Annotated in this window: 24 protein-coding genes; 17 read left to right on the top strand and 7 right to left on the bottom strand. The window is 71.0% G+C overall.

The annotated features are described in order from the left end of the window. Positions 1–17: 17 nt before the first annotated feature. From gspG to mazG, 11 genes are all read left to right on the top strand, one after another. The gene (gspG, locus tag KF823_14150; GenBank protein MBX3727047.1) at positions 18–470 is read left to right on the top strand and encodes a type II secretion system major pseudopilin GspG; all 453 of its coding nucleotides are present in this window, start codon (positions 18–20) and stop codon (positions 468–470) included. Between the two features lie 13 nt (positions 471–483). Further along, entirely contained in the window at positions 484–1014 is a 531-nt protein-coding gene (locus KF823_14145; protein ID MBX3727046.1) for a prepilin-type N-terminal cleavage/methylation domain-containing protein, read from the top strand. Between the two features lie 22 nt (positions 1015–1036). Further along, positions 1037–1405, top strand: coding sequence for a type II secretion system minor pseudopilin GspI (gene gspI, locus KF823_14140; protein MBX3727045.1), 369 nt, complete (start codon positions 1037–1039; stop codon positions 1403–1405). Further along, a complete protein-coding gene (gene gspJ / locus KF823_14135) occupies positions 1402–2031 on the top strand; it encodes a type II secretion system minor pseudopilin GspJ (protein ID MBX3727044.1) in 630 nt (209 codons plus the stop codon). Before gspI ends, gspJ begins: the two co-directional genes overlap by 4 nt. Continuing rightward, positions 2028–2972 carry a type II secretion system minor pseudopilin GspK gene (gene gspK / locus KF823_14130; GenBank protein MBX3727043.1) on the top strand — a complete coding sequence of 315 codons (945 nt, stop codon included), beginning with the start codon at positions 2028–2030 and terminating at the stop codon, positions 2970–2972. The genes gspJ and gspK overlap by 4 nt, the downstream gene beginning before the upstream one ends. Positions 2973–3015: 43 nt before the next feature. Beyond that, the gene (locus tag KF823_14125) at positions 3016–4149 is read left to right on the top strand and encodes a hypothetical protein (GenBank protein MBX3727042.1); all 1134 of its coding nucleotides are present in this window, start codon (positions 3016–3018) and stop codon (positions 4147–4149) included. Continuing rightward, positions 4146–4634 (top strand): type II secretion system protein M, encoded by a 489-nt coding sequence (locus KF823_14120; protein MBX3727041.1) that lies wholly within the window; start codon positions 4146–4148, stop codon positions 4632–4634. The genes KF823_14125 and KF823_14120 overlap by 4 nt, the downstream gene beginning before the upstream one ends. A gap of 603 nt (positions 4635–5237) precedes the next feature. Next, entirely contained in the window at positions 5238–6239 is a 1002-nt protein-coding gene (locus KF823_14115) for an inositol-phosphate phosphatase (protein ID MBX3727040.1), read from the top strand. Between the two features lie 173 nt (positions 6240–6412). Next, on the top strand, positions 6413–6976 hold the full coding sequence (gene nudE, locus KF823_14110) for an ADP compounds hydrolase NudE (protein ID MBX3727039.1): 564 nt from the start codon (positions 6413–6415) through the stop codon (positions 6974–6976). Next, on the top strand, positions 6895–7794 hold the full coding sequence (cysQ, locus tag KF823_14105) for a 3'(2'),5'-bisphosphate nucleotidase CysQ (GenBank protein ID MBX3727038.1): 900 nt from the start codon (positions 6895–6897) through the stop codon (positions 7792–7794). Before nudE ends, cysQ begins: the two co-directional genes overlap by 82 nt. Positions 7795–7823: 29 nt before the next feature. Beyond that, positions 7824–8570 carry a nucleoside triphosphate pyrophosphohydrolase gene (mazG, locus tag KF823_14100; protein MBX3727037.1) on the top strand — a complete coding sequence of 249 codons (747 nt, stop codon included), beginning with the start codon at positions 7824–7826 and terminating at the stop codon, positions 8568–8570. Between the two features lie 304 nt (positions 8571–8874). On the opposite strand, the gene lysM is transcribed toward mazG, so the two are convergent. Continuing rightward, positions 8875–9369, bottom strand: coding sequence for a peptidoglycan-binding protein LysM (gene lysM / locus KF823_14095; GenBank protein ID MBX3727036.1), 495 nt, complete (start codon positions 9367–9369; stop codon positions 8875–8877). Between the two features lie 229 nt (positions 9370–9598). Between lysM and radA the strand changes: the two genes are divergently transcribed. From radA to KF823_14075, 4 genes are all read left to right on the top strand, one after another. Next, the gene (radA, locus tag KF823_14090; protein ID MBX3727035.1) at positions 9599–10981 is read left to right on the top strand and encodes a DNA repair protein RadA; all 1383 of its coding nucleotides are present in this window, start codon (positions 9599–9601) and stop codon (positions 10979–10981) included. A gap of 237 nt (positions 10982–11218) precedes the next feature. Then, complete coding sequence (locus tag KF823_14085) at positions 11219–12949, top strand: lysophospholipid acyltransferase family protein (GenBank protein MBX3727034.1); 1731 nt, start codon at positions 11219–11221, stop codon at positions 12947–12949. 397 nt (positions 12950–13346) lie between these two features. Beyond that, positions 13347–16511, top strand: coding sequence for a TonB-dependent receptor (locus KF823_14080; GenBank protein ID MBX3727033.1), 3165 nt, complete (start codon positions 13347–13349; stop codon positions 16509–16511). A gap of 171 nt (positions 16512–16682) precedes the next feature. After that, complete coding sequence (locus KF823_14075; protein ID MBX3727032.1) at positions 16683–18059, top strand: LOG family protein; 1377 nt, start codon at positions 16683–16685, stop codon at positions 18057–18059. 60 nt (positions 18060–18119) lie between these two features. Here KF823_14075 and KF823_14070 read toward each other — a convergent pair whose 3' ends face one another. From KF823_14070 to purE, 4 genes are all read right to left on the bottom strand, one after another. Next, the gene (locus tag KF823_14070) at positions 18120–18854 is read right to left on the bottom strand and encodes a UDP-2,3-diacylglucosamine diphosphatase (protein MBX3727031.1); all 735 of its coding nucleotides are present in this window, start codon (positions 18852–18854) and stop codon (positions 18120–18122) included. 79 nt (positions 18855–18933) lie between these two features. Beyond that, positions 18934–19530, bottom strand: a complete 597-nt coding sequence (locus tag KF823_14065; GenBank protein MBX3727030.1) for a peptidyl-prolyl cis-trans isomerase — start codon at positions 19528–19530, stop codon at positions 18934–18936. 95 nt (positions 19531–19625) lie between these two features. Next, positions 19626–20756 (bottom strand): 5-(carboxyamino)imidazole ribonucleotide synthase, encoded by a 1131-nt coding sequence (locus KF823_14060; GenBank protein MBX3727029.1) that lies wholly within the window; start codon positions 20754–20756, stop codon positions 19626–19628. Next, entirely contained in the window at positions 20753–21250 is a 498-nt protein-coding gene (gene purE, locus KF823_14055) for a 5-(carboxyamino)imidazole ribonucleotide mutase (GenBank protein ID MBX3727028.1), read from the bottom strand. The genes KF823_14060 and purE overlap by 4 nt, the downstream gene beginning before the upstream one ends. Positions 21251–21387: 137 nt before the next feature. Here purE and KF823_14050 point away from each other — a divergent pair, with 137 nt between their 5' ends. Together KF823_14050 and nadC are read left to right on the top strand one after the other, a co-directional pair. Next, positions 21388–21654 carry a hypothetical protein gene (locus KF823_14050; GenBank protein ID MBX3727027.1) on the top strand — a complete coding sequence of 89 codons (267 nt, stop codon included), beginning with the start codon at positions 21388–21390 and terminating at the stop codon, positions 21652–21654. Positions 21655–21704: 50 nt separating this feature from the next. Then, on the top strand, positions 21705–22547 hold the full coding sequence (gene nadC, locus KF823_14045) for a carboxylating nicotinate-nucleotide diphosphorylase (protein MBX3727026.1): 843 nt from the start codon (positions 21705–21707) through the stop codon (positions 22545–22547). Positions 22548–22717: 170 nt separating this feature from the next. Here nadC and KF823_14040 read toward each other — a convergent pair whose 3' ends face one another. Together KF823_14040 and KF823_14035 are read right to left on the bottom strand one after the other, a co-directional pair. After that, positions 22718–23797, bottom strand: coding sequence for an ABC transporter ATP-binding protein (locus KF823_14040; protein ID MBX3727025.1), 1080 nt, complete (start codon positions 23795–23797; stop codon positions 22718–22720). A gap of 69 nt (positions 23798–23866) precedes the next feature. After that, positions 23867–24445 carry a superoxide dismutase gene (locus KF823_14035; GenBank protein MBX3727024.1) on the bottom strand — a complete coding sequence of 193 codons (579 nt, stop codon included), beginning with the start codon at positions 24443–24445 and terminating at the stop codon, positions 23867–23869. Between the last annotated feature and the right edge of the window lie 559 nt (positions 24446–25004).

The following is a 25004-nucleotide window of genomic DNA, read 5'->3' as shown; positions in this document are numbered from 1 at the left end:
TGGACTGGCTTGCGGAAATGACCGGAAATCCTAGCACCCGTGCGTCGGCGATCCCGGCCCGCGGCTTCACCCTGATCGAAGTCCTGGTGGTGGTGGTGATCCTGGGCATCCTCGCCGCCGTGGTGGTACCCCGGATCATGGACCAGCCCGACAAGGCGGCGGTGGTGCGGGCGCGCCAGGACGTGCAGGCCATCGTCACCGCACTCAACCTCTACCGGCTCGACAACTTCACCTACCCCAGCACCCAGCAAGGCCTGGAGGCACTCGTGCAGCGCCCGACCGGCAGCCCGCCGGCGCCGAACTGGAAAGAGGGCGGCTACCTGCCGCGCCTGCCCGTCGATCCCTGGGGGCGGCCCTACCAGTACATGGCGCCGGGCCGCAGCGGCGAGTTCGACGTCTGGTCGCTCGGCAAGGACGGCCAGCCCGGTGGCGAGGGCTATGGGGCCGACATCGGAACCTGGAACCTGTAGCAAGGCGGCCGCCATGGAGCGATCCGCGCAATCGGGACCGGCGGCCGGGGGATTCACGCTGATCGAGGTGCTGGTGGTGGTGGCGATCGTCGCCGTACTGGCGACGGCCGTGGTCATCAGCATGCCGGCCAGCGACGCCAGGCGCGCGGCTCGCGAGGCGGACCGCTTCCACGCCCTGCTGGCGCTGGTCTGCGAGCAGGCCGAGCTGGCCGGTCGCAGCATCGGCATCCACGCCCTGGCCGACGGCTACGGCTTCAGCATCGAGATCGAGGAGGGCTGGCTGCCGTTTCCGGACAGCCACCGGTTCCGGCCGCGCCGCCTGGAGGGCCTCGCGCTGGCCGTGCCGGGCGGCGCGCTGCCGGCGCTGCCGCCGGCCGAACCGGTGCCGATGGCGCTGTGCGGTGCCGACGGCGCCCTGACCCCTTTCGAACTGCGCTTCGTTCACCAGGGTCGGGTCCTGCAGCGCGTCCGTGCCGGCGCCGATGGCCGTGCCGTTCGCGAGGAGGCGGCCGCCGACGGCCGGGGCTGGCACGGTGCCGGTTGACCCTGGTCGCCGCAGCGCCCCCGTGCCGAACAGGACGGGCGGCTTCACGCTGCTCGAAGTCCTCGTGGCACTGGCGGTGCTGGCCCTGGCGCTGTTTGCGCTGAGCCGCAGCGCCGCCCTTGCCGTGGAGGCCGCCGGTCACCGGGAACAAGCCCTGCTGGCGTCGACGGTGGCGGGCAACGTCCTGGCCAGCCTCCGCCTGGAGCCGGTTCCGCCGACGCCCGGGCGCCGGGAGGGCCAGCAGGAGCAGGGCGGCCGTCTGCTGTACTGGCGCGCCGATGTCAGCGGCACGGACCTGCCCGGCATCGTCCGGATCGAGATCGCCGTGGCATTCGATCCAGCGCGGCGCGACCTGCGCGCCTCCCTGACCGGCTTCGCGGGCCGGCCATGAGGCGTTCCCTCGCCAGTACCGGTCCGGATCGCCGGATGCCGGGTTTCACCTTGATCGAACTGCTGGTCGCGCTCGCCGTGTTCGCGGCGATGGCGGCAATCGCCCAGGCCGCCCTGAACGCCGTGCTCGCCACCCGCACGGCGCTGGACCAGCGCGGTCGCGAGGTGGATGCCGTGGCGCGCACGCTGGCGATGATGGAGCGCGATCTGCGCGGGGTGGTGGCGCGGCCGGTGCGGATCGACCGGGACGCCCGGCTGCCCGCCCTGGTAGGTGGGCAGGGGGGGCTGGAACTCAGCACGCTGGGCCGGGGCGGCGCCGGCGATGCCAGCGCCGCCAGACTCGAGCGGATCGCCTACCGGGCTGCGCAGGGGCGGGTGGAGCGCCTGCGCTGGCCGGCCCCGGACCGCGCCGACGGCACCCGGCCTGATCAGGCCACGATGATGGAAGGCGTCCTTGCGCTCCGCGTCCGCTTCCTGGCGGTCGATGGGCGCTGGCACGACCAGTGGCCTCCGGCAGGTCTCGGCGCGACCGCCACGACATTGCCCAGGGCGGCGGAGATCACGTTGGAGCACGCGCGATTGGGCCGGCTGCTTCGCCTGGTCGAGCTGCCGGAGCCGGCACCGTGAGGGCACCGCCGTATCGCCAGCGCGGCGTCGCCCTGCTTGCCGCCGTGCTGGTGGTCGCCCTGGTGACGCTGCTGGTCGCCGGCCTGCTCGACCGCGGCCTGCTCGGCCAGATGCGGGCGCTCCAGCACAGCCGAGCCGCGCAGGCGGTCGCCCTGCAGCAGGGTCTGGAACTGTGGGCGGCCCGGATCCTGCGCGACGACGCCGCGCGCGATGGCGTCGACGCGGCCGGCGACGCCTGGAGCCACCCGATGCCGCCGCTGCCGCTGCCCGAGGGCATGGCGCAGGGACGGATGCGCGAGCTCGACGGCTGCCTGAATCTCAACGGCCTGTGGTCGCGGGGCCAGCAGGCCGACCTTGCGGTGGCCCGTTTCGAGCGCCTGCTGCGCGTGCTCGAACTGGATCCGCGCCTGGTGGACGCCGTGCTCGACTGGTTGGACGAGGACGACCAGGGCCGCGCCGGTGGCGGCGAGGAGGCGACCTATGCGGCCCTGACGCCGCCCCGGCGACCCGCCAACGGCCCCTTCGTTCACGCCAGCGAACTGGCCCTGGTCGCCGGCATCGATGCCGCCATCCTGCAGCGCCTGGCGCCGCACGTGTGCGCGCATTCCGATCCCGACAGCCCGGTCAACGTCAACACGGCCAGCGTGGCGGTCCTGATGTCGCTGCATGAGGACATCGGCCCGGGCGTGGCGCGGCGCCTGCATCAGGACGGTCGCGCCCGCCATGCCAGCAGCACGGACTTCCTGGCTGCGGTGGAGCGCGAACTGGGTCGGCCACCATCGCCGCAGCTGGCGCTGGGCATCGATGTCCGCAGCCGGCACTTCCTTGCCGAGATCCAGATCGTCCAGGCGCAGGTGCCTGTGCGCCTCTACAGCCTGCTGGAGCGGGAGGCCGGAACCGGGCTGGTCCGCGTGACCGCGCGCAGCCAGGGGCGCTGGTGATCGCCGTGGACTTGCAGGCCGGCGCTGCCGCTATGCTTCGCGCATGGCTCTGACGCTGCTCGTCGATTGTGCCGGCCTGGACGGCTGGTTGCTGGATGCCGGCAGCGTCACACGCTGGCGTCCGGGCATGGCCGTGCCGGCGCAGGCCCGGGTTCTGGGGGTGGTGCCGGGCGAGCACGTCGGACTGCACCTCGTGCGGCTGCCAGCCCGCCGCCCGGCGGAACTGCGCCAGGCGGTGCCGTTCGCGCTCGAGGAGCGACTGGCCGAGCCGGTCGAGTCCCTGCATTTCGCGCTGGGTCGCCGGACGGGCGACGGCTCGGTCGAGGTCGCCGTGGTCGCCCGGGAACGCATGCGCACCTGGCTGGATGCCCTGGGGGGGCTGGGACTGAGCGTCGACGCCCTGGTCGCCGACGCCCACCTGCTGCCGCGTGAAGAGGGACAACTGGCTGTCCTGGCCTTGGATGACCGGGTCCTGGCGGCCCACCACGGCATGGCCTGCGCAGTCGCCGCGCAGGACTGGCCGCAGTGGCGCTCGCTGGCCGGCGATCTGCCGATGGTCAGCCTGGATGCCCAGGGTCGCTGGCAGCCGGCGAAAGCCCCCGTCAGCCTGGCCGGCGCCGAGCGTGCGCGCTGGTGGCTGGCGCAATCCGGACAGGCGCCCGACCTGTTGCAGGACGCTTTTCCCGCACGGCGCCTGGATGCCGGGCGACGCCGGCTGTGGCGCACCGCAGCGGTGTTGGCCGGGTTGGCGCTGCTCCTGGCGGTCGCCGAGGCATTGCTGGCCGTCCACGCAGGGCGCAAGCAGCAGGCGGCCATGCGGGCCCAGATGGCGCAGGTGTTCGCGGCCGTGCTGCCGGACCTGCGGATGACGGCAGATCCGGCGGCGCAGCTGGCCGCCGAACTGGGCCGCCGGCGCAGCGACGCTGCGGGCGAGGAGCTGCTGCCGCTGCTGCTGCGCATCGCGCCGGTGCTGAGCCAGGGGTCGCGCTACCGACTGGATGCGCTCGACTGGCGGGTCGGGGTCCTGGAACTGGAGGTGGCCGCCGCCGATGTCGCCGGTCTGGATGCCCTGCGTGAATCCCTGGCGACGCTCGGGCTGGCCGTCGAGCTGACCGGCGTCGATCCGGTCGGCAGCCAGGTCCGCGGTCGATTGCGCGTGCGCGGTGGCACCGCATGAACGCCCTGACGACGTGGTGGCTGGCGCGTGCGCGCCGTGAGCGCAGGGCGCTTCTGGTCGGGGGCGTGGTGCTGGCGGTGCTGCTGTTCTGGGCGCTCGCCTGGAAACCGCTGGTCGACGCCCGCAGCGCCCTGCTCGAGGGCAATGCCCGCCTGGCCATGGATCTGCAGGGCATGCGGACGCTGGCCGCGTCGGCGTCGCCCGTGGCGGTCGGCGAAAGCGCGGCACGCGACCGCGCCGGGCAGTCGCTTCTGGCGCTGGCCGACGCCGGGTTGCGCGAGACCGGACTCGCCGGCGGACTGGTCCGGATCGAACCGGCCGGCACCGGCCGGGTGCGCCTGCGCCTGGAGTCGGTCGCCTTCGACCCGCTTGCCGACTGGCTGCAGGCCCTGCGCCGCCAATACGGCGTGAGGGTTGCCGAACTTGCCGTGACGCGCACCGACACCGGGCGTGTCGATGCCAATCTGCTGATCGAGGATCCCTGATGAGAGTGGTCGTGCGCATCCTTGTGCTGGTCCTCGTCTTGCTGCTGGTGCTTGCCTTGGCGGCCTGGTACCTGCCCGCCGGCTTCGCGTGGCGGCAGTTCGGCCACCACCTGGGGCCCGCGTTGCAGCTCGAGCAGGTCACCGGCACCGTGCGCAAGGGCCGGGCCGGCGACATGCGGGTCAATGGCTTTCCGGTCGGCGCCCTGGACTGGCAGCTGGACTGGCGCGGCCTGTTCCGACGCCAGGTGGGTGCCAGCTGGGCACTGGAGGGACCCGCCTGGCAGGCCCGTGCACGCAGCACCCGGATGCCCGACGGCAGCCTGAGGGTCCAGGACATGCAGTTGTCTCTGCCTGCGCTCCTGCTCGGCCCGGTCCTCGACATTCCGGCCCTTGGCTTCATCGGTACCGTCGAGGTCGAGATCGATCAGGCGCACCTTGCCGGTCTGGCCATACTCGACGCCCGCGGCCGGGCGACCTGGCGCGACGCCGGTGTCACCGGTCAGGCCCAGGCACGGTTCGGTCCGCTGCGGGCCACCTTCGCCACCCAGGCACCGGGTCTGGTGATCGGCGAGGTCGAGGACGACGGCGGGCCGCTCGAGGTCGATGGCCAGTTCGAACTGCACGAGACGCGCTATCGGGCCGAGGTCATCCTGCGCGCCCGCGATCCCGCCCATCCGGTGGCGCAGGCCCTGCCGCACGTGGGCCAGCCGCTGCCGGGGGGCGGGTCGCTGTTCATCGTCGAGGGCGAGCTGCGACGGCACGTCGAAGGCCTCGCGCCAGGTGGCTGAGGGACGCGTTCCGGCGCAGGCGCTGGCCGTCGCGAAGGCGGCGGCGCGCGCCGCCGCCGCCGAGATCGTGCCGCTGTTCCGCAGCGCAGGGCTGGCGGTGGAGACCAAGGACGACGACTCGCCGGTGACCGAGGCCGACCGCCGTGCCGAGCGGGCGATCCGCGTGTGCCTGGCGAGCGCGTTCCCGGACATTCCGGTGTTCGGCGAGGAGTTCGGCGGCCGGGCCAGCGCGACCGGATGGCTGTGGCTGGTCGACCCGCTGGATGGCACCAAGAGTTTCGTGCGCGGCAATCCGGTGTTCTCGACGCAGATCGCGCTGTGGCACGACGGCCTGCCGATGCTGTCGGTGTCCGGCGTGCCGGCCACCGGCGAGCTGGCCTGGGCGGTGCGTGGCGAGGGCGCGCATCGGGGCCGGCTGTCCGGCGGGGACGCCACATCGGAAATCACGCCGCTGCACTGCAGGGATTCCGTCTCGCTCGACCAGGCCGCTGTGTCCACCGGCAACCTCAGGCGACTGGCCGCGGGCCCGGCCTGGGCCGACCTGGGGCGGCTGGTCGGGAAGGTCTGGCGATGGCGCGGCTACGGCGACTACCTGCACTACCACCTGCTGGCCGGGGGCGGCATCGACGCGGTGATCGAGTCCGACGTCCATGTCCTGGACATCGCCGGCCTGTGCCTGCTGGTCAGCGAGGCGGGTGGCGTGTTCACCGATCTCGACGGCGCGCCGGTCGGTCCTGCCACCGACAGCGTGCTGGCCGCGGCCACCCCGGCCCTGCACGCCCAACTGCTCGGGGCCCTGTCGGGCTGGCGGGGCTGAGGGCGATCCGGCCGATACCGATCGGTCATGAGGCCCGGGCGGCACACGCGCAGGCGGGACGCGTGTCCCCGATGCATGGCGCGACCTCGGGCGCCTTGACAGGCGCGTGGCGGGTGGCGGGCGTGTCCGACCCGCCAGCGGCTGCGCGGACGCGGCACGCGTACAATCCCGCCATGCGCACCCTGCCCACCATCCACGCCCGGCGGCCGCTCGATCCCACGGGACGCTTCCGGGTCGAGGAGATCGACCTGGAGTTCGCGAACGGCGCCCGCCGGACCTTCGAGCGACTGCAGTCCGGCGGCCTGGGCGCCGTCATCATCGTGCCCATGCGGGACGAGCGGACGGTCCTGCTGGTGCGCGAATACGCCGCCGGCCTGCACCGTTACGAGCTCGGTCTGCCCAAGGGCAGGATCGATGGCGGCGAGACGCCGGAGCAGGCCGCCGATCGCGAGCTCAAGGAGGAGATCGGTTTCGGAGCCCGTCGTCTGGAATCGCTGGTGCCGCTCGCGCTGGCGCCCTCCTACATGTCGCACCGGACCCAGGTGGTGCTGGCGCGCGATCTCTATCCGGAGCGGCTGCAGGGCGACGAGCCCGAAGAACTCGAGGTCGTCGAGTGGCCGCTGGACCGGATCAACGGACTGGTCGGGCACCCCGAATGCAGCGAGGGCCGAACCCTGGCCGCGCTGTTCATCGTTCGCGAGTACCTGGAAGGCCGCTGGCGGCCGCCGGCGTCGTGACCGGTGCATGGGTCGACGACGTCTGCGCGCTGGCGCGGCGTGCCGGCGAGGCGATCATGGCGGTCTATGCAACCGACTTCGAGATCGCCCAAAAGGACGATGCGTCGCCGCTGACCCGAGCCGACCTGGCCGCGCACGAGATCCTGGTCTCCGGCCTGGCCGCGTTGCCGCCCGGCCTGCCGGTGCTCTCCGAAGAGTCTGCGTCGACGGTGCCGGCCGTGGAACGCAGGCACTGGCGGCGCTACTGGCTGGTCGACCCCCTGGACGGCACCCGGGAATTCATCAAGCGCAACGACGAGTTCACAGTCAACATCGCCCTGGTCGAAGACGGCGTGCCGGTGGTGGGCGTGGTGTTCGCGCCGGCCCTGGACGAGATGGCCTGGGCGTGCTCGGGGCAGGGTGCATGGCACGTGCACGCAGGCAGGCGCCAGCGCCTTGCCGGCCGGCCGGCCCCGGCGACACCGGTGGTTGCGGTCAGCAGATCCCATCTGGACGCCCATACGGCCCGGCTGCTGGCGGGTATGGGCGCGCATGAGACGCTCGCAGCGGGCTCCGCGCTGAAGTTCATCCGGATGGCGCAGGGCCGGGCCGACCTGTATCCGCGGCTCGGCCCGACCAGCGAATGGGATACCGCAGCCGGCCACTGCCTGCTGACGGAGACGGGCGGCGAGGTGTTCGCGCTCGATGGCCGGCCCTTGCGCTACAACCGCCGCGCCGGCCTGCTCAATCCCTCCTTTCTGGCGGTCGCCGATTCCTGCGTGGACTGGCCGGCACGGCTGGCCGGCCTGCTGCCGCCGGCGCTGGAGCCGTCGCCGTGAGCCGGCCGGTCGACGACCTGCTGGCGATCATGGCGCGCCTGCGCGACCCGGCGCATGGCTGCCCCTGGGACCTTGCCCAGGATTTCGGCAGCATCGCGCCGTACACCATCGAGGAGGCCTATGAGGTCGCCGATGCCATCGACCGCGGCAGTCTCGAAGACCTGCGGGGCGAACTGGGCGACCTGCTGCTGCAGGTCGTGTTCCATGCCCGGATGGCCGAGGAACAGGGGGCGTTCGGATTCGGCGATGTGGTGGCGGCGATCTGCGACAAGATGGAGCGTCGGCATCCCCATGTGTTCGGCGATGCCGTCCGCGGCGATGCAGCGGCCCAGGCGCGGGATTGGGAGGCGCACAAGCGCGTCGAGCGCGGCGACGCCGACGACAGCGCGCTGGCCGGCATCGCCCGGGGTCTGCCCGAGTGGCAACGCGCCCTGAAGCTGCAGAAGCGCGCCGCGAGCGTGGGCTTCGACTGGCCCGATGCCGGGCGCGTCCTGGACAAGCTCGACGAGGAGGCCGCGGAACTGCGCCGCGAGCTCGATCGCAGCGATCCGGACCGCCTGCTCGACGAGGTCGGCGACCTGCTGTTCGTCGCCGCCAACGTCGCGCGAAAGGCCGGCGTCGACGTCTCGGCCGCCTTGCGGCACGCCAATGCCAAGTTCGAGCGCCGTTTCCGGCGCATGGAAACGCTGGCTGCGCAGGATGGCTCGTCGTTGCCGGCGCTTGATCTTGCCGCCCAGGAAGCGCTCTGGCAGCGCTCCAAGCGGGAGGACGGCTGAGGCTGGGCAGGGGACGGGAAGCGGGAAGCGGGAAGCGGGAAGCAGGGAACGGGAAAGCGGGTGTGCTCCGCCCCTGTCCAGCAGCGCGGGAGAGGGGCGAAGGCGGGCTGGGCAAGGCGGGCCGCGTCCGGATTTTGGTGCCTGTATTCCGGCTGGCCGCGGGATCGGGTACGACCCCGGCCGTCCCATCCGGCGCTGCGCCAGGTCACCCGCCCAGCTCGGTGGGCGGGCAGCGGGGCCGCCGAAAGCGCGTCACGGGACGGAGATCAGCATCCTCGGCAACCGCCCCGCGAGATGCCCGGGCTCAGGACAGGGGCGGGATGCGCAGGACCTGGCCTGGATAGATCTTGTCCGGGTCCGACAGCATCGGCCGGTTGGCCTCGAAGATCAGCGGATACTTGCCGGCGTTGCCATATTCGCGCTTGGCGATCGCCGAGAGCGTGTCGCCTTTCTCGACGGTGTAGAAGCGTGCGGTCGGCTGCTCGCCGGCGGGCGGCTCTTCGCCGGCGTCGGTCTCGGCCGCCGCCGCGGGGGGGGCGGACTCGCCCACGCGCAGGCGATCGTCGACGCTTTCCACGCCCTGGATGTTGCCGGCGGCGACGATCGCCTTCTCCTTGTCCTCGAGCGTCGCGGCACGACCGATCAACGAGACCATCTTCTGGTCCGGATGCGCCACCACGGTCAGCGGATTCAGGCGCAGGCCGAGGTCGAGCAAGTGCTGGCGGATCTTGCCCTCGTCGATCTGGCCGCCGCCGAACAGCCGTTCGCCGACGTTGCCAAGGAACTTGAACAGGCCCATGGTGCTCTCCTCGATGCTGGCCGGGGCGGATTCCCCGTTGCCGGCAAGTGTCTCACGGGGCCGCGCCGGCGGCCCGTCCGCGGCCGCCGCAGCCTGTTCCAGCACGACCCGCCGGCCTGCCAGCAGGCTGCATGAAAGCAGGACGCTGGTTGCGACGGACCTGCGCGGGTCGGGCGAGTCGACAAGCGGCCGGGACGGTCGTTTTTCAACAAGCTGCTACGCTCCGCCGATGGCGACCGGCAAGCGCAGGACATCGACGGCATTCGTCTGCGGCGAATGCGGTGCCGAGTTCGGCAAGTGGCAGGGCCAGTGCACCGAATGCGGGGCCTGGAACACCATCACCGAGGTGATCCTGGGCACGCGTGGCGCCGTGGCGCCGGCGCGCGGCCGCGGCGGGTGGGCCGGCCCGGCCGCCAGCGCCGTGGTCGATCTGGCGGACGTGGCCGATTCCCCGGAGCACAGGGTCAGCACCGGCATTGGCGAGCTCGACCGGGTGCTTGGCGGCGGCGTTGTCGCCGGATCCGTGGTCCTGGTCGGCGGCGACCCCGGCATCGGCAAGTCGACCCTCCTGCTGCAGATGCTGGCGGGCCTGGGCGGCCGCCTGAAGGGTCTCTACGTGACCGGCGAGGAGTCCCTGGCCCAGGTCGCGGCGCGCGGTCGCCGGCTCGAGCTGTCGCTGCCGGGGCTGCTCAGCCTGGCCGAGACCGGCATCGAACAGATCGCCGCCGCGATTGCCGCGCAGCGTCCGGACGTGGTGGTGATCGACTCCATACAGACCATGCACGTCGAGGCGGTCGCCTCGGCGCCCGGTTCGGTCAGCCAGGTTCGCGAGAGTGCCGCCTGGCTGGTGCGCCTGGCCAAGACCTCCGGCACCTGCGTGTTCCTGGTCGGCCACGTCACCAAGGAAGGCGGCATCGCCGGCCCGCGCGTGCTCGAGCACATGGTCGATGCGGTGCTCTACTTCGAGGGCGAGGCGGGCAGCCGTTACCGGGTGCTGCGGGCGTTCAAGAACCGATTCGGTGCGGTCAACGAACTCGGCGTGTTCGCCATGCTCGACCGTGGACTGCGGGAGGTGCCGAATCCGTCGGCGATCTTCCTGTCCGGGGGCGACACCAGCCGCCCGGGCAGTGCGGTGATGGTCACCCGCGAGGGCACCCGGCCGCTGCTCGTCGAGGTGCAGGCCCTGGTCGACCAGAGCCCCCTGGCCAACCCGCGCCGGGTGGCGCTCGGACTGGAACAGAACCGGCTGGCCATGCTGCTTGCGGTGCTGCACCGGCACGGCGGCGTGGCCGCCTACGACCAGGATGTGTTCGTCAACGTGGTCGGCGGCATCCGCGTCCAGGAGCCGGCGGCCGACCTGCCGGTGCTCCTGGCCGTGCTGTCCAGCTTCCGGGACCGGCCGCTGCCGGCCAAGCTGGTCGCCTTCGCCGAGATCGGCCTGGCCGGGGAACTCCGGCCGGTCCCCAACGGCGATGAGCGGCTGCGCGAGGCGGCGAGCCATGGCTTCCTGAGAGCGATCGTCGCCCGCGCCAACGCGCCCCGCAAGGCGCCGGCCGGCATGGAGGTCATCGCCTGCGACAACCTGAGCCAGGCGCTGGCGGCGCTGGACTGAGGAGCGCTGGCGGCGTCACCGTCGTGACTTTGTCATCGTCCCCCCGTACCCTAGCGGCATGGGTGATCCCCGTGTTGGACCATGTGGCTGGCCGGACGACGCGATCCGCCCGGGTCAGGCGACATGGTCGTTGCTGCGGGGGCCGCGGTGGCCCCATCCGTGGCCGGTGGCGGGGGCCGGCCCAACCGGTCCTGCGCCGATGCCATCGCGCACCGGTGTCGTTCTGGAGTGCGTGCCGTGATCAGCGTCGAACAGACCCTGCTGGAGCGTTTCCCCCGTCTGGCCAGCCCCCGGGCGCGGTTGCTGACCCGTCCGATGGTCGCCTTCCTGCGCCGCCTGGTCTGCGAGGAGCGCATCAATGCCGTGCTCGCCTCGGGGCAGGGGCTGGCCGGATTCGATTTCGTCGAGCACGTCCTTCGCGAGCTGCGTTTCAGCTACCAGGTGGCGCCGACCGAGCGCGAGAACATACCCGTGGAAGGCAGGGTGGTGATCGTCGCCAACCACCCGCTGGGCGCCCTCGACGCCCTTGCCCTGCTCGACCTGGTCGGCTCGGTGCGACGCGACGTCCGCATCCTGGCCAACGACGTGCTCATGCACCTGGAGCCGCTCAGGCCCCTGGTCCTGCCGATCGCGGTGTTCGGCGAGGGCGACGGACCCCGCATCGGACCTCGCGAAGCGTTCCGGGCGCTCGAGCGGGAACAGGCCCTGGTGGTGTTCCCCGGTGGCGAGGTCTCGCGGATACGTGTCGGGGGCGTGCGCGATCCGCGCTGGTCGGACGGCTTCCTGCGCCTTGCGCTGCGTACCGGCGCGCCGGTGCTGCCGGTGCATGTCGGCGGGCACAATTCGCCCCTTTTCTACGGCGTCTCGGTGCTGGCCAAGCCGCTGTCCATGCTGATGCTGGCCCGGGAGGTGTTCGGCAACGAGCAGTCCCGCATCACGCTGAACATCGGCGAGCTGGTGCCCAGCCATGCCCTGAAGGTGCCGGGCCTGCGCCCGGAACGGGTCGCGGCGCGCATGCGCCACCATGTCTACCGGCTGCCACGACGCAAGCCGCCGAAGTTCCAGACGTCCGGGGCGATCGCCCACCCCGAACCGCCGCAGGCGGTGCGCGCCGCGCTGGCGCGCGGCGAGCGGCTGGGCGCCACCAGCGACGGCAAGCAGATCATCCTGCTCGACCCGCAGCCGGACTGCCCGGCGCTCCGCGAGATCGGGCGGCTGCGCGAACTGACCTTCCGGCGCGTCGGTGAAGGCACCGGCGGCCGTCGCGACCTCGACCGCTACGACGCCCACTACCGGCACATCGTCCTCTGGGATGCCGAGGCGGTGCGGCTGGTCGGCGCCTACCGTCTCGGCGAAGGCGCCACCCTGCTGGCCCGCCAGGGCATCGAAGGCCTGTACTCCCACTCGTTGTTCGACTACGCCCCCGAAGCGACCGGCTTCATCGCCGAGGGCGTCGAGATGGGCCGAAGTTTCGTGGTGCCGGCGTACTGGGGCAGCCGCAGCCTGGACTACCTGTGGCAGGGTATCGGCGCCTACCTGCGCGCCCGGCCTGCGGTGCGCTACCTGTTCGGCCCGGTCAGCCTGAGCGCTGCGCTGCCGTCGGCCGCCCGCGACTGGCTGGTGCACTACCACCGCCACTACTACCCCGACCCGGACCGCCTGGCCCGGGCACGCAATCCCCATCGCCTCGACCCGGATGTCGCGGTCGCGGCGGAGGCGGCCTGGGCAGGACGCGACGCCCGCGCCGGTCTTGCCGAACTCAAGCAGCGCCTGGCCGACCTCAAGGTCAGCCTGCCGGTGCTCTATCGCCAGTACGTCGACCTGGTCGAGCCGCAGGACGGCGGCGTGCGTTTCCTGGACTTCGGCGTCGACCCCAGCTTCGGCAATTGCGTGGATGGCCTGATCCGGGTCGACCTGGCCTTCCTGAAGCCTGGCAAGCGCGCCCGCTACATCGACGTCGACGCCTGATCGGGACGACGTCGCCGCCTGGAGCGGTGCCAAATGCGCCGGGTCCAGCGCGGGGCGACGCGGAGGCCGACGCCGGAGCGTACGTGTCCGGGACAGGGCGATGCCCCAGGGGCCCCAGGGCGCGGCGCGGTGCGGCTTGAAAGCGGCACAGGTTCTGCGCGCAAGCCCATGAATCCTCTCGCGGCTCCATAAGCACGGCTGCTGTCGGCGCCCGGACCGGACTTGCGATCTCCGTACAGGCCCGTACGGCTGTTAGAAAACTGTCACGGAACCGAGTTAAACTTCGCTTAACGTCGTCGGCGGGGAGGGGGGAATACCCCGACTGCGACGGCTCCGGACCGGCCAACGATCGGTCCGCCACCACGGTTTCCGTTTCCACTCCGATAGGGTGCTCTCCATGTTCATGCCCAAGAAAGCCAAGCTCGCCCTGGCGCTCTCCGTCGCGCTCGCGACCGCCGCGCCGGTGTTCGCCCAGAGCACCGCCGCCGGTCTCGGTGGCCAGATCTTCTCCAGCACCGGCGAGCTGGTCGAAGGCGCCACGGTCGAGATCGTGCACGTGCCCACCGGCACCCGCTCGGTGGTCACCACCGATGCCAACGGCCGCTACAACGCACGCGGCCTGCGCGTCGGCGGTCCCTACACGATCACGGTGAGCAAGGACGGCCGCACCGCCGTCGAGGAGAACGTGTTCCTGACCCTGGCCGATGTCGCCGCGGTCACCGTGGTGCTCGACGATCCCGCTGCGACCCTGGCCACGGTCTCCGTGGTGGGCTCGATCTACGCCGGCGGCGACATCTTCATGCCGGACCGGATCGGCGCCAAGACCAACGTCACCCAGGATCAGATCGAGGCACTTCCCTCCATCCGCCGCTCGCTCGAGGACTACGTCCGCCTCGATCCGCGCATCGTCCAGGTCGACAAGGAGCGCGGCGGCATCTCCGCCGGCGGCCAGAACAACCGCTACAACAACATCCGGATCGATGGCGTCCCGACCAACGACCAGTTCGGCCTGAACGACTCCGGCCTGCCGGCCCTGAACCAGCCGATCTCGATCGACTGGATCCAGGAGTTCAACATCGGCATCTCCGACTACGACGTCACCCAGAAGGACTTCGTGGGCGCCAACATCAACGCCGTCACCAAGTCCGGCACCAACGAGTTCACCGGCGGCATCTACGGCGTCTATCGCGACAAGGACATGATCCGCAAGCGCGACGACCGCGGCGCGCAGTTCCGCGGGTTCTCCGACGAGTGGACCGCGGGCGCCTACGTTGGCGGACCGATCATCAAGGACACCCTGTTCTTCTTCCTGGGCTACGAGGAGTTCGAGCGCTCCTCGCCTGGCCCGACCACGGGTATCCAGGGGTCCGGCGCCACCAACATCGTGAACATCTCCGCCGCCGAGCTGGCGCAGATCCGCCAGATCGCCGCCGGCTACGGCCTGTCCGACATCGGCTCCGAGGTCGCCCCGGGTTCGGTGCCGAACACCGACGAGAAGATCTTCGCGCGCATCGACTGGAACATCAACGACGACCACCGCGCCGCGTTCCGCTACAACAAGACCGAAGGCAGCACGCTGCGCTTCAACACCGGAACCAACCAGATCCAGCTGGACAGCAACCGCTTCACCGACAACATCAGCTTCGAGAACTACGCGTTCCTGCTGTACAGCGACTGGAGCGATATCTTCAGCTCCGAGTTCAACATGTCGTACGCCGAGTACCGCTCGCTGCCGACCGTCAATTCCCTGTTCCCGCAGGTCACCGTGAACGTCCGTCCCGGCGCCTCCGTGGTGTTCGGTCGCGAGCGCTCGCGCCACGCCAACCAGCTCGAAGTCGACACCTGGACCGGCTACTGGGCGGGCGATGTGTTCCTGGGCGACCACACGGTGCGCTTCGGTCTGGACTACGAGCGCAACGACATCTACAACCTGTTCCTGCAGGACGTGTTCGGCAACTACACTTTCGCGAACATCGACCAGTTCGCGGCGGGCAACTGGCAGAACTACCGCATCCAGCAGCCGCGCAACGGCAACATCAACTCGGTGGCGGCCAGCTTCAAGGTCGAGAACCTGGGCTTCTTCCTGCAGGACACCTGGGCGGTCACGCCGAACCTCAACGTGCTGTACGGCTTCCGCGTCGATCGCTCGAAGTTCCCCGACGCGCCGGCCGAGAACGCCCTGTTCCGCCAGGTCTACGGAATCGACAACCGCAACACGCCTTCGGGCAACACCGTGCAGCCGCGGGCCGGCTTCAACTACACCTTCAACACCGAGCGCCAGACCCAGCTGCGCGGCGGCTTCGGCCTGTTCCAGGGTTCGCCTCCGGGCGTGTGGCTGTCGAACAGCTACTCCAACCCCGGCGTTCTCGTCGACGACTACACCCGCACCAATGGCTCCGGCGTTTCGTTCGATCCGAACAACCCGCTGCTGCCGGGTGGCGCCGCCGCGGCGGCACAGCTCGTCAATGCCCTGTCGGCCGATTTCCAGCAGCCGACCGTGTGGAAGATGAACCTGGCGTTCGAGCGCGAGCTGCCCTGGCTGGGCCTGGTCGGCGGCATCGAGGCGCTGTGGGTGAAGACGGAGGAAGCGGTCGCCTTCACGCAGCTCAACCTGGGCACCCCGACCGGTCGTCTGCCGGACGGCCGGATGAGCTACTGGCGTAACACCAATCCGGCGAACTTCACCGCCACCGGTTTCACCAACGCAACCGGTCAGCGCGCAAACCGCGATACCCGGTTCACCGACGCGATCCTGCTGGAGAACACCGGCAAGGGCGAGGCGACCAACTACACGCTGTCGCTCGAGAAGCCCTGGCAGGACAACTGGTACGCCAAGCTGGCCTACACCTACGGCGAGTCCAACGAGAACAGCCCGGGCACCTCCAGCGTGGCGTTCTCCAACTACTCCAACCGTGCGGTGTTCAACCAGAACGAGATCGAGGCGAACACCGCGAACTACGAGTTCCGCCACCGCTTCACCTCGGCGTTCAGCTATCGCTGGAACTTCTTCAGCAACGCCAACACGACGTTCTCGATGTTCCACGAGAGCCGCAGCGGCCGGCCGTTCAGCTACACCTTCATCGGCGACGCCAACGGCGACCAGGTCAACGGCAACGACCTGTTCTTCATCCCGAACCGCGGCGATGTGCAGCTGGTTGGTACCGATGCCGCCCAGGCCGCGTTCTGGAACTACATCGAGAACACCCGCGGCCTGCGCGAGAACCAGGGCAGCGTCGCCCGCCGCAACGCCAACCGCGCACCCTGGATGCACCAGATCGACCTGCGCATCAGCCAGGACATCCCGTTCTTCTGGGATACCAAGGGCCAGATCTACCTGGACATCCTCAACGTCAGCAACCTGATCAACAAGGACTGGGGTCACATCGACGAGGTGGCGTTCCCGTACAACCTCGGCGTAGCCCGCTTCCGCGGCGTCAACGACCAGGGCCAGTACGTGTACGACGTCTCCAACTTCGCCACCGGCCAGCCGTCGCTGATCCGCAAGGACGTCTCCGGCGAGTCGCGCTGGGCCGCCCAGATCGGCTTCCGGTTCGAGTTCTGATCGACTGGCATCCGGAGGCCGGCTGCGACCGGCCTCCGTTCCGCCTTCCGGGGCCGGCAGCGATGCCGGCCCTTTTTCTTGTCGGTTTCCGGCGCCGCACAGCCTTGTCGGCATGGCTGCCGGCCCGTAGGATGGGCGGCCTTTTTCCGTGCCCAGACAAGGAGTGCAGGGATGGCCCTGCTGCCCACCGTAGACGCAACCATCGTGCCGCGCGGCGGCCTCGACATGCTGTCCCGTCAGGAGGTCGCGCGCCTGCGCGACGCCAGCCGAACCGGGCTTCACGAGCTGCTGCGCCGCTGCGCGCTGGCGGTGATGACCTCAGGCGGCGTCGGCGACGATGCCCGCGCCCTGCTCGAGTGCTACCACGACTTCGACATCGAGGTGCTGCAGCGCGACCGCGGCGTGCAGCTGCGGCTGAGCAACGCGCCGGCCAGCGCCTTCGTCGATGGGCGGATCGTGCGAGGCGTGGCCGAGCTGCTCAGTGCCGTGGTCCGCGACATCGTCCATGTCGCCATGGATATCCAGGCGAATCCGCAGTTCGACCTGCAGTCCTCGGCGGGGCTGACCAACGCGGTTTTCGAACTGCTGCGCAACGCCGGGGTGATGCGCACCGGTGTCGAGCCCAACCTGGTGGTCTGCTGGGGCGGGCATTCGATATCGCGGCAGGAATACGACTACGACAAGGCGGTGGGCTACCACCTGGGCCTGCGCGGTCTGGACATCTGCACCGGCTGCGGCGCCGGCGCCATGAAGGCGCCAATGAAGGGCGCCGCGGTCGGCCACCAGAAGCAGCGCATCGGCAAGGCCCGGTACATCGGCATCACCGAGCCCGGCATCATTGCCGCTGAATCGCCCAACCCCATGGTCAACAATCTGGTGATCATGCCGGACATCGAGAAGCGCCTGGAAGCCTTCGTCCGGCTCGGCCACGGCATCATCGTGTTTCCGGGCGGCGTCGGCACCGCCGAGGAGATCCTCTACCTGCTCGGCATCCTGCTGCACCCGGATAACGAGGGCTTGCCGTATCCCCTGGTGTTCGCCGGTCCGGCGCATTCGGCCGCTTACTTCGAGCAAATCGACCGTTTCCTGCGCCTGGCACTGGGCGACGCAGTCGCGCAGCGCTACCAGATCATCATCGACGACCCTGACCGGACCGCGCGGGTGATCGAACAGGGGATACGCAAGGTCAGGGACTTCCGGATCGCCAAGCAGGACGCCTTCTTCTTCAACTGGCGCCTGGCCATCCCTGAGGATTTCCAGCACCCGTTCGTGCCGACCCACGAGGCGATGGCCGGGCTGCGCCTGCACCGCGACCGCGAGAAGCACCTGCTGGCGGCGGACTTGCGGCGCGCCTTCTCGGGCATCGTCGCCGGCAACGTCAAGGTCGAGGGCATCCAGGCGATCGAGCGGCACGGCAAGTTCGAGATCACCGGCGACGCCGAGCTGATGGCGGCCATGGATGCCATGCTCGCCGACTTCGTCGCGCAGCACCGCATGAAGTTGCCCGGCGGCAAGGCCTACGAACCAACCTATCGCCTGGTCTGGTAGGGCAGCGCGGCCTCCGGGACCGCGCAGCAGGCGCTCAGTCCCGAGGAGGCCACCGCGCCGTCAAGTCCCGGCGTGGTCGATACGGGCCAGCTGCATGCGACCGTCGTCCTCGACCTGCAGGACGGTACCCTGGTCGTACCAGTCGCCCAGCACGATGCGTCGGCAGGTGCGGCCATCGACGTCGTCGTGGTGGACGGCCGGGCGGTGGGTATGGCCGTGGATGAGCAGGTCGACGTCGTGCGCGCGGAACGCCTGGGCGACCGCGTCGGCATTGACGTCCATGATGGTCTCCGGGGCGCCTGCGGCGTGCGCGCGGCTGCCCGCGCGGGCGCGGGCAGCATAGGCCCGCCGGACGTCCAGGGGCTGGGCCAGCATGCCGGCCAGCCAGGCCGGATCGCGGACCTGGGCGCGGAACGCCTGGTAGGCGGTATCGTCGGTGCACAGCGTGTCGCCGTGCATGAGCAGGGCGGGGGCGCCGGCGAGGTCGATCCGGGTCGGGTCGGCGATCAGCGTCATTCCGGCGCGCGCCGCGTAGTCGGGCCCAAGCGCGAAATCGCGGTTTCCTGCCATGAAGTGCACGGCCACGCCGCGGTCCGCAAGAGTCCGCAACGCCTGCGCGACCCGTGCCGGCAGACCGGCGTCGTCGTCGTCGCCGATCCACGATTCGAACAGGTCGCCGAGGATGTACAGGGCACGGGTGCCGGCGGGCAGGCCAGCCAGGTAGGACTCGAATGCGGTGGTCCGGGTCGGCTCCGCCTCGTCCAGGTGCAGGTCGGAGATGAACACGCAGGTCATGTCGGCGGTCGTGTCCCGCGGCCGCTGCGGCCGCTGCCAGGGAAACGGGCCGGCGCCTCGCGCGCCGGCCCGGCGAAGGTCACTCTCCCGCTTCGGCGCCGGCCTGGGCGCCGACCAGCTCGGCCTTCTCGATCAGCACCGGCTCGACCGGCAGGTTCTCCATCATGCCCTGCTGGCGGGTCGGCACCGCCTTGATCGCGTCGACCACGTCCATGCCGGACACGACCTTGCCGAACACGGCATAGCCCCAGCTGCGCGAATCGGTGGTCGCGATATGGTCGAGGGCCGGGTTGTCGACCACGTTGATGAAGAACTGCGCGGTCGCGGAGTGCGGGTCGGCGGTGCGCGCCATGGCGATCGTGCCGCGAGTGTTCTTCAGGCCGTTGGGGGCCTCGTTCATGATCGCCGCCCGGGTGCCCTTGCCGGTCAGTTCGGTGGTGTAGCCGCCGCCCTGGATCATGAAGTTGTCGATGACCCGGTGGAAGATGGTGCCGTCGTAATGGCCGGCCTGGACGTACTTGAGGAAATTGTCGACGGTGACCGGCGCGCTGCGCTTGTCCAGCTCCAGCGTGATATCGCCCATCGTCGTCCTGAGCACGACCTGCGGATCGGCATCCTGGGCGGCGGCGGCGAGGGGCAGGGCGAGGGCGGCGGCGAGCAACAGGTTCCTGATCATGCGGGTCGGTCCTCTGGTCCGATGGGGAGGGCGCATGATACGGCACCGGCACCGGGACCTGCGCCTGCCCGGATGCGACCGCGTGGGGCCGGGGTTCAGTCCAGGCCGAGTCCACCGGGTTGCCAACCGGGGTGGCCCAGCACCGTGGCGGCCTGTTCGAGACGGGCCAGAAGGCGGTCCATGTCGGGTGCCGACAGGGTGGCGTGACCGACCTTGCGCCCCGGGCGTTCGCGCTTGCCGTAGTCGTGCCAGTGCAGGCCCGGTACCGACAGGCCGGCCGCCCGGTCGGGGAGGGCGCCGATGAAGTTCAGCATCGCCGAGGGCTCGCGAAGGCTGGTGTCGCCAAGTGGCAGGCCCAGCACGGCGCGCAGGTGGTTCTCGAACTGGCTGGTGACCGCGCCCTCGATCGTCCAGTGGCCGGAGTTGTGAACCCGAGGCGCCATCTCGTTGCCGAGCAGGCGGCCCTCGTGCTCGAACAGCTCCAGAGCGAACACGCCGACATAGTCCAGCCGCTGCGCGACCTTACGGGCGAACGCCGTGGCCTGGTCCTGCAGGTCCCGTCCGGCCGGGACCGGCGCCAGGCTCAGCGACAGGATGCCGTCCTCGTGCCAGTTGCGCGTCAGCGGCCAGGTCCGCACCTCGCCGTCCCTGCTGCGCACGGCGATCACCGACAGCTCCCGGCGGAACGGCACGAAGGCCTCGAGGATCAGCGGTACACGCCCGGCGCCCAGCGACTGCCAGGCCGCCTCGACGTCCTCGGGGGCGCGCAGTCGGACCTGGCCCTTGCCGTCATAGCCCAGGCGCCGCGTCTTGAGGATGGCCGGAAGGCCGACCAGGGCAACCGCGGCATCCAGCCCGGCGCGGTCGTCCACCGCGGCGAACGCGGCGGTATCCAGGCCAAGTTCGCGGAACAGGGTCTTCTCGCTGAGACGGTCCTGCGCGGTCGCCAGGGCGCCAGGGTTGGGGAAAACCGGCACCCGCGCCGCCAGCCAGTCCGCGCTGGGCGCCGGCACATTCTCGAAGTCGAAGGTGACGACATCGACCAGTTGCGCGAATTCCGCCAGCGCGGCTTCGTCGGTGTAGTCGGCCTCGAGCAGGGTCGCGACCTCGCCGGCGCAGGCGTCGCCGCTCTGGTCCAGCACCAGCACACGCACGCCCAGCGGCAACGCCGCGAGCGCCAGCATGCGGGCCAGCTGGCCGCCGCCGAGGATGCCGAGCGTGGTCATGCCGCGCCGCGCGGATCCGGGTCGGCCAGGACTGCGGCTGTCTGGTCGTGACGGAAGGCTGCGAGGGCGTCCGCCACTGCCGGGTGGTCGGCGGCCAGCAGCGCGGCTGCGAACAGCGCGGCGTTGACTGCACCGGCCTTGCCGATCGCGAAGGTGGCCACCGGAACGCCGCCAGGCATCTGCACGATCGACAGCAGGGAGTCCAGGCCGTTCAGGGCGGCTGACTGCACCGGGACGCCAAGTACCGGCACCGCCGTCTTGGCTGCCAGCATGCCGGGCAGGTGGGCGGCGCCGCCGGCGCCTGCGATGATCGCACGCAGTCCGCGCCCCTGGGCCGAGTCCGCATAGTCGAAGAGCAGGTCGGGCGTGCGGTGCGCGGACACCACGCGCACCTCGTGGCCGACGCCCAGGCGCTCGAGCATGGCCACCGCGTGGCGCAGGGTGTCCCAGTCGGATTTCGAACCCATCACCACGCCGACTCTGACCGTGTCCATCATGCTCCATCCGTGTGCGCCGGCTGCCATTCTACGCTGCCGCGCCGGCGATCGAGCGTGCGCCGGCCGCCGCCGGCAGGGGAGTGACGGCCGGATCGGTGGGATACTTGGCAGGCCCTCCCGCACGCCCGACCGCCATGGACAACCGACTGCTCGAACTGCTGTGCTGCCCCGTCACCAAGCGCCCGCTGCAGGTGATCGGCGCGACGCGCCTGAAGGCGCTGAATGCGGCGATCGCCGCCGGGGGAGTGCTCAAGGTCACCGGGCAACCGGTCGCCGCACCGCTGTCCGACGCGCTGGTGCGCGATGACGGCCAGGTCGTCTACCCGATCGAGGATGGCATCCCGGTGCTGCTCGCCGACGAGGCGATCGGCACCACCCAGTTCGACGGCTTCCCGGCGTGAGCGACGCCCTGGACCTGCCCGCCGCACTGGCGGCCTGCCGGGTGGCGGGGCTGTGCCCGCCATCCGACGCCGAGATCGACGCTGATGTCGCGCGGGCCTTGGCCGAGGACGTGGGGGCCGGCGACCTCAGCGCCGCCCTGCTGCCGGACCGTCCGGCACGGGCCCGGATCATCAGCCGGGAGGCGGCTACGGTGGCCGGCCTGCCCTGGGCGCTGCGCTGCTTCGGCAGCCTGGATCCTCAGGCCCGCTTCCGGCTCGCGATCCGCGACGGCGAAGCGATCGGGCCGGGCGGCATCCTCCTGGACATAGAGGCCAGCGCCCGCGCCCTGGTCAGCGCCGAGCGCTGCGCCCTGAACTTCCTGCAGACCCTGTCCGGCACGGCCAGCGAGACCGCTCGCCACGTCGCTGCCCTGGCCGGCACCGGCACCCGCGTCCTGGATACCCGGAAGACCCTGCCCGGACTGCGGCTTGCGCAGAAGTACGCGGTCCGCGCAGGCGGCGGAGAGAACCATCGCATGGGCCTGTACGACGCCGTGCTGCTCAAGGAGAACCATATCGCCGCGGCCGGATCGATCGCCGCCGCGGTGGCCGCGGCACGGCAATCGGGCGCCGGTCGATTCATCGAGGTCGAAGTGGAGGACCTCGACGAACTGCACCAGGCGATCGAGGCCGGCGCGGAGCGCATCATGCTGGACGAGTTCGCACCGGAGGCCCTGGCCGAGGCGGTGGCGCTCGCCCGCGGCCGGGCGAAGCTCGAGGTGTCCGGCAGCCTCACCGCCGGCAGGCTGGCGGGCATCGCGGCCCTGGGCGTGGACTACGTGTCCGTTGGCGGTCTCACCAAGCATGTCCGCGCGATCGACCTGTCGATGCGGCTGGACCCGCGAACGGGCTGAGGCGCCCGGTCACGGGCGCACCGTACGCGCTTCGGCGCAGATGGCCTGACGCGCGCCAGGATGCCTACGGTCCTCCAGGCCCACGCAACCTGCCGGGTGCGTGTGGGCCAGCCGTGTCGCAGGCGCATCGCGAGGTCCGCCCGCCCGTGTCGCCAGACCCGGCAGCGGCTTCAGCCGGGAAACAGGACCACGTGGGGAACCCGGAGCAGGACGCCGGTTTCCTGACCGGGCAGGGTGCGCTCATGGCTCGGCCACAGCGCAAGCACCCGCTCGCCGCCGGCCAGCCGCAATTCCACCAGCTCTTCGGCGCCGCGGAACTCGACGCGCTCGACACGCGCGCGCACGGCCGAGGCCGGATCGGCGACCAGGTCGTCCGGACGGACCAGCACCCGCGCCGGACCACTGGTCGATACCGCGAGCGTGCCCGGCAGCGGGCCCAGCGCACAGTGCCAGGCGCCGGCGGATTGCCAGGCCGGCAACAGCACCCCCTCGCCGACGAAGCCGGCGACCCCCGCGTCGGCCGGCCGGTGGTAGAGCTGCCATGGCGTGTCGAACTGCACGACCCGGCCATCGCGCAGCACCGCGACCCGGTCGGCGAACGCCATCGCCTCCTCCTGGTCGTGGGTCACCAGCAGCGCCGTGCATCCGAGCTCGCGCAAGGTGGCCCGCAAGTGACCGCGCAGTTCCTTGCGCAAGCCGGCGTCGAGACTGGAAAAGGGTTCGTCGAGCAACAGCAGCGCCGGCTGCGGGGCCAGCGCACGGGCGATCGCGACGCGCTGCTGCTGGCCGCCCGAGAGCTCGTGTGGAAACCGGCCGGCCAGGCCGGCAAGCGACAGGGTGGCCAGAAGCGCGTCGACCCGGGCGCGACGTTCGCCGCGATCCAGGCGGTGCAGGCCGAAGCCGACATTCGCCGCGACGTCAAGGTGCGGGAACAGGGCCAGGTCCTGAAACACCAGACCTACACCGCGTCGCTCCGGCGGCACCGTCCTGCCGGGTCGGCTGAGGGTGTTGCCGTCCAGCTGGATGCAGCCGGCGTCGACCGCCTGCAGGCCTGCGATGGCCCGCAACAGGGTGGTCTTGCCGCAGCCGCTCGGGCCGAGCAGGCAGCCCAGTTCGCCGCGGGCCAGGGCCAGCGTCGCGCCGACCAGTACCGGGGTACCGGCCAGCGAGACATCCACGGCCTCGACGGCCAGCGCGGTGGGCCGGATACTGCCGGCGGCGGCCGGGTCGGGAAGGGCTTCGGCGCTCATCGCCTGCTCAGCGAGCAGCCGGCCCCGGGCCGCGTGGCGATGGTCCCGGGTCCGCGGTCGTGCGCGGGCTCAGCGCATCCGACCGGCAACGGCCGACCAGTCGACCAGATTCCAGAACGCCTCGACGTACTTGGCGCGGGCGTTGCGGTAGTCGACGTAGTAGGCGTGCTCCCAGACGTCGCAGGTGAGCAGCGCAGTGTCCGTGCCGGTCAGCGGCGTCGCGGCATTGCTGGTCGAGACCAGGGCGAGCTGGCCATCGGGGCGCTGCACCAGCCAGGCCCAGCCCGAGCCGAAAGTGCCCAGCGCGGTCTGCGTGAACTGCTCCTTGAACTGGTCGAAGCTGCCGAAGGCACTGTCGATCGCCCGGGCCAGCTTGCCGGTCGGCGCACCACCACCGTTGGGCGACATGCACTCCCAATAGAAGCTGTGGTTCCAGACCTGGGCAGCGTTGTTGAACATGCCTCCCGAGGAGGTCTTGACGATCTCCTCCAGGCCCAGGTCGGCGAACGGCGTGCCGGCGATCTGCTTGTTGAGGTTGTCCACGTAGGTCTGGTGGTGCTTGCCGTAGTGGAAGTCCAGCGTCTCGGCCGAGATGTGCGGCTGCAGGGCGTCGCGCGGATAGGGCAGGGGCGGCAGTTCGATGGCCATGTCGACGTGTCCTCTGGGGAATCGGGTGGGGGCTGGAGTCTAGCAAACGCCACCCTGGCGCCCGGTCGTGCGTCCGTCGGCGCGCCGCCTGAAGATCCTGGCAAGCGCCGTCCCTCTCCCCCGCCCCTCCCCCGCACGGCGGGGGAGGGGAGAAGTGCGGTGCCGTCGCACCGGCGGCACGCACCTGGCAGGACGCGGCGGACCTGGCACTGACGCTGGCTGATGGACGATACAAATCAGATCTCCCGGCAGGAAAGGCAAGCAGAATGCGCTCCGCTCACCCAACTCCGATCCCCCATTCCATGCCCCCGCCCCCCCGGCCCCGAGTCCCCGATCCCGATCCCCAGTCCCAGGTACCCGGTCCCCGATCCCCGATCCCCGATCCCCAGTCCCCGGTCCCCGGTCCCCGGTCCCCGGTCCCTGGTCCCTGCTCCCTGCTCCCTGGTCCCCGGTCCCTGGTCCCTGGTCCCCGGTCCCCGGTCCCCGGTCCCCGGTCCCCGGTCCCCGATCCCCGATCCCCGATCCCCCGTCCCCGGTCCCCGGTCCCCGGTCCCCCGTC

Source organism: Lysobacterales bacterium, from assembly GCA_019634735.1.
Lineage (GTDB): Bacteria > Pseudomonadota > Gammaproteobacteria > Xanthomonadales > UBA2363 > Pseudofulvimonas.
This window is presented reverse-complemented; position numbering and strand designations above follow the sequence as displayed.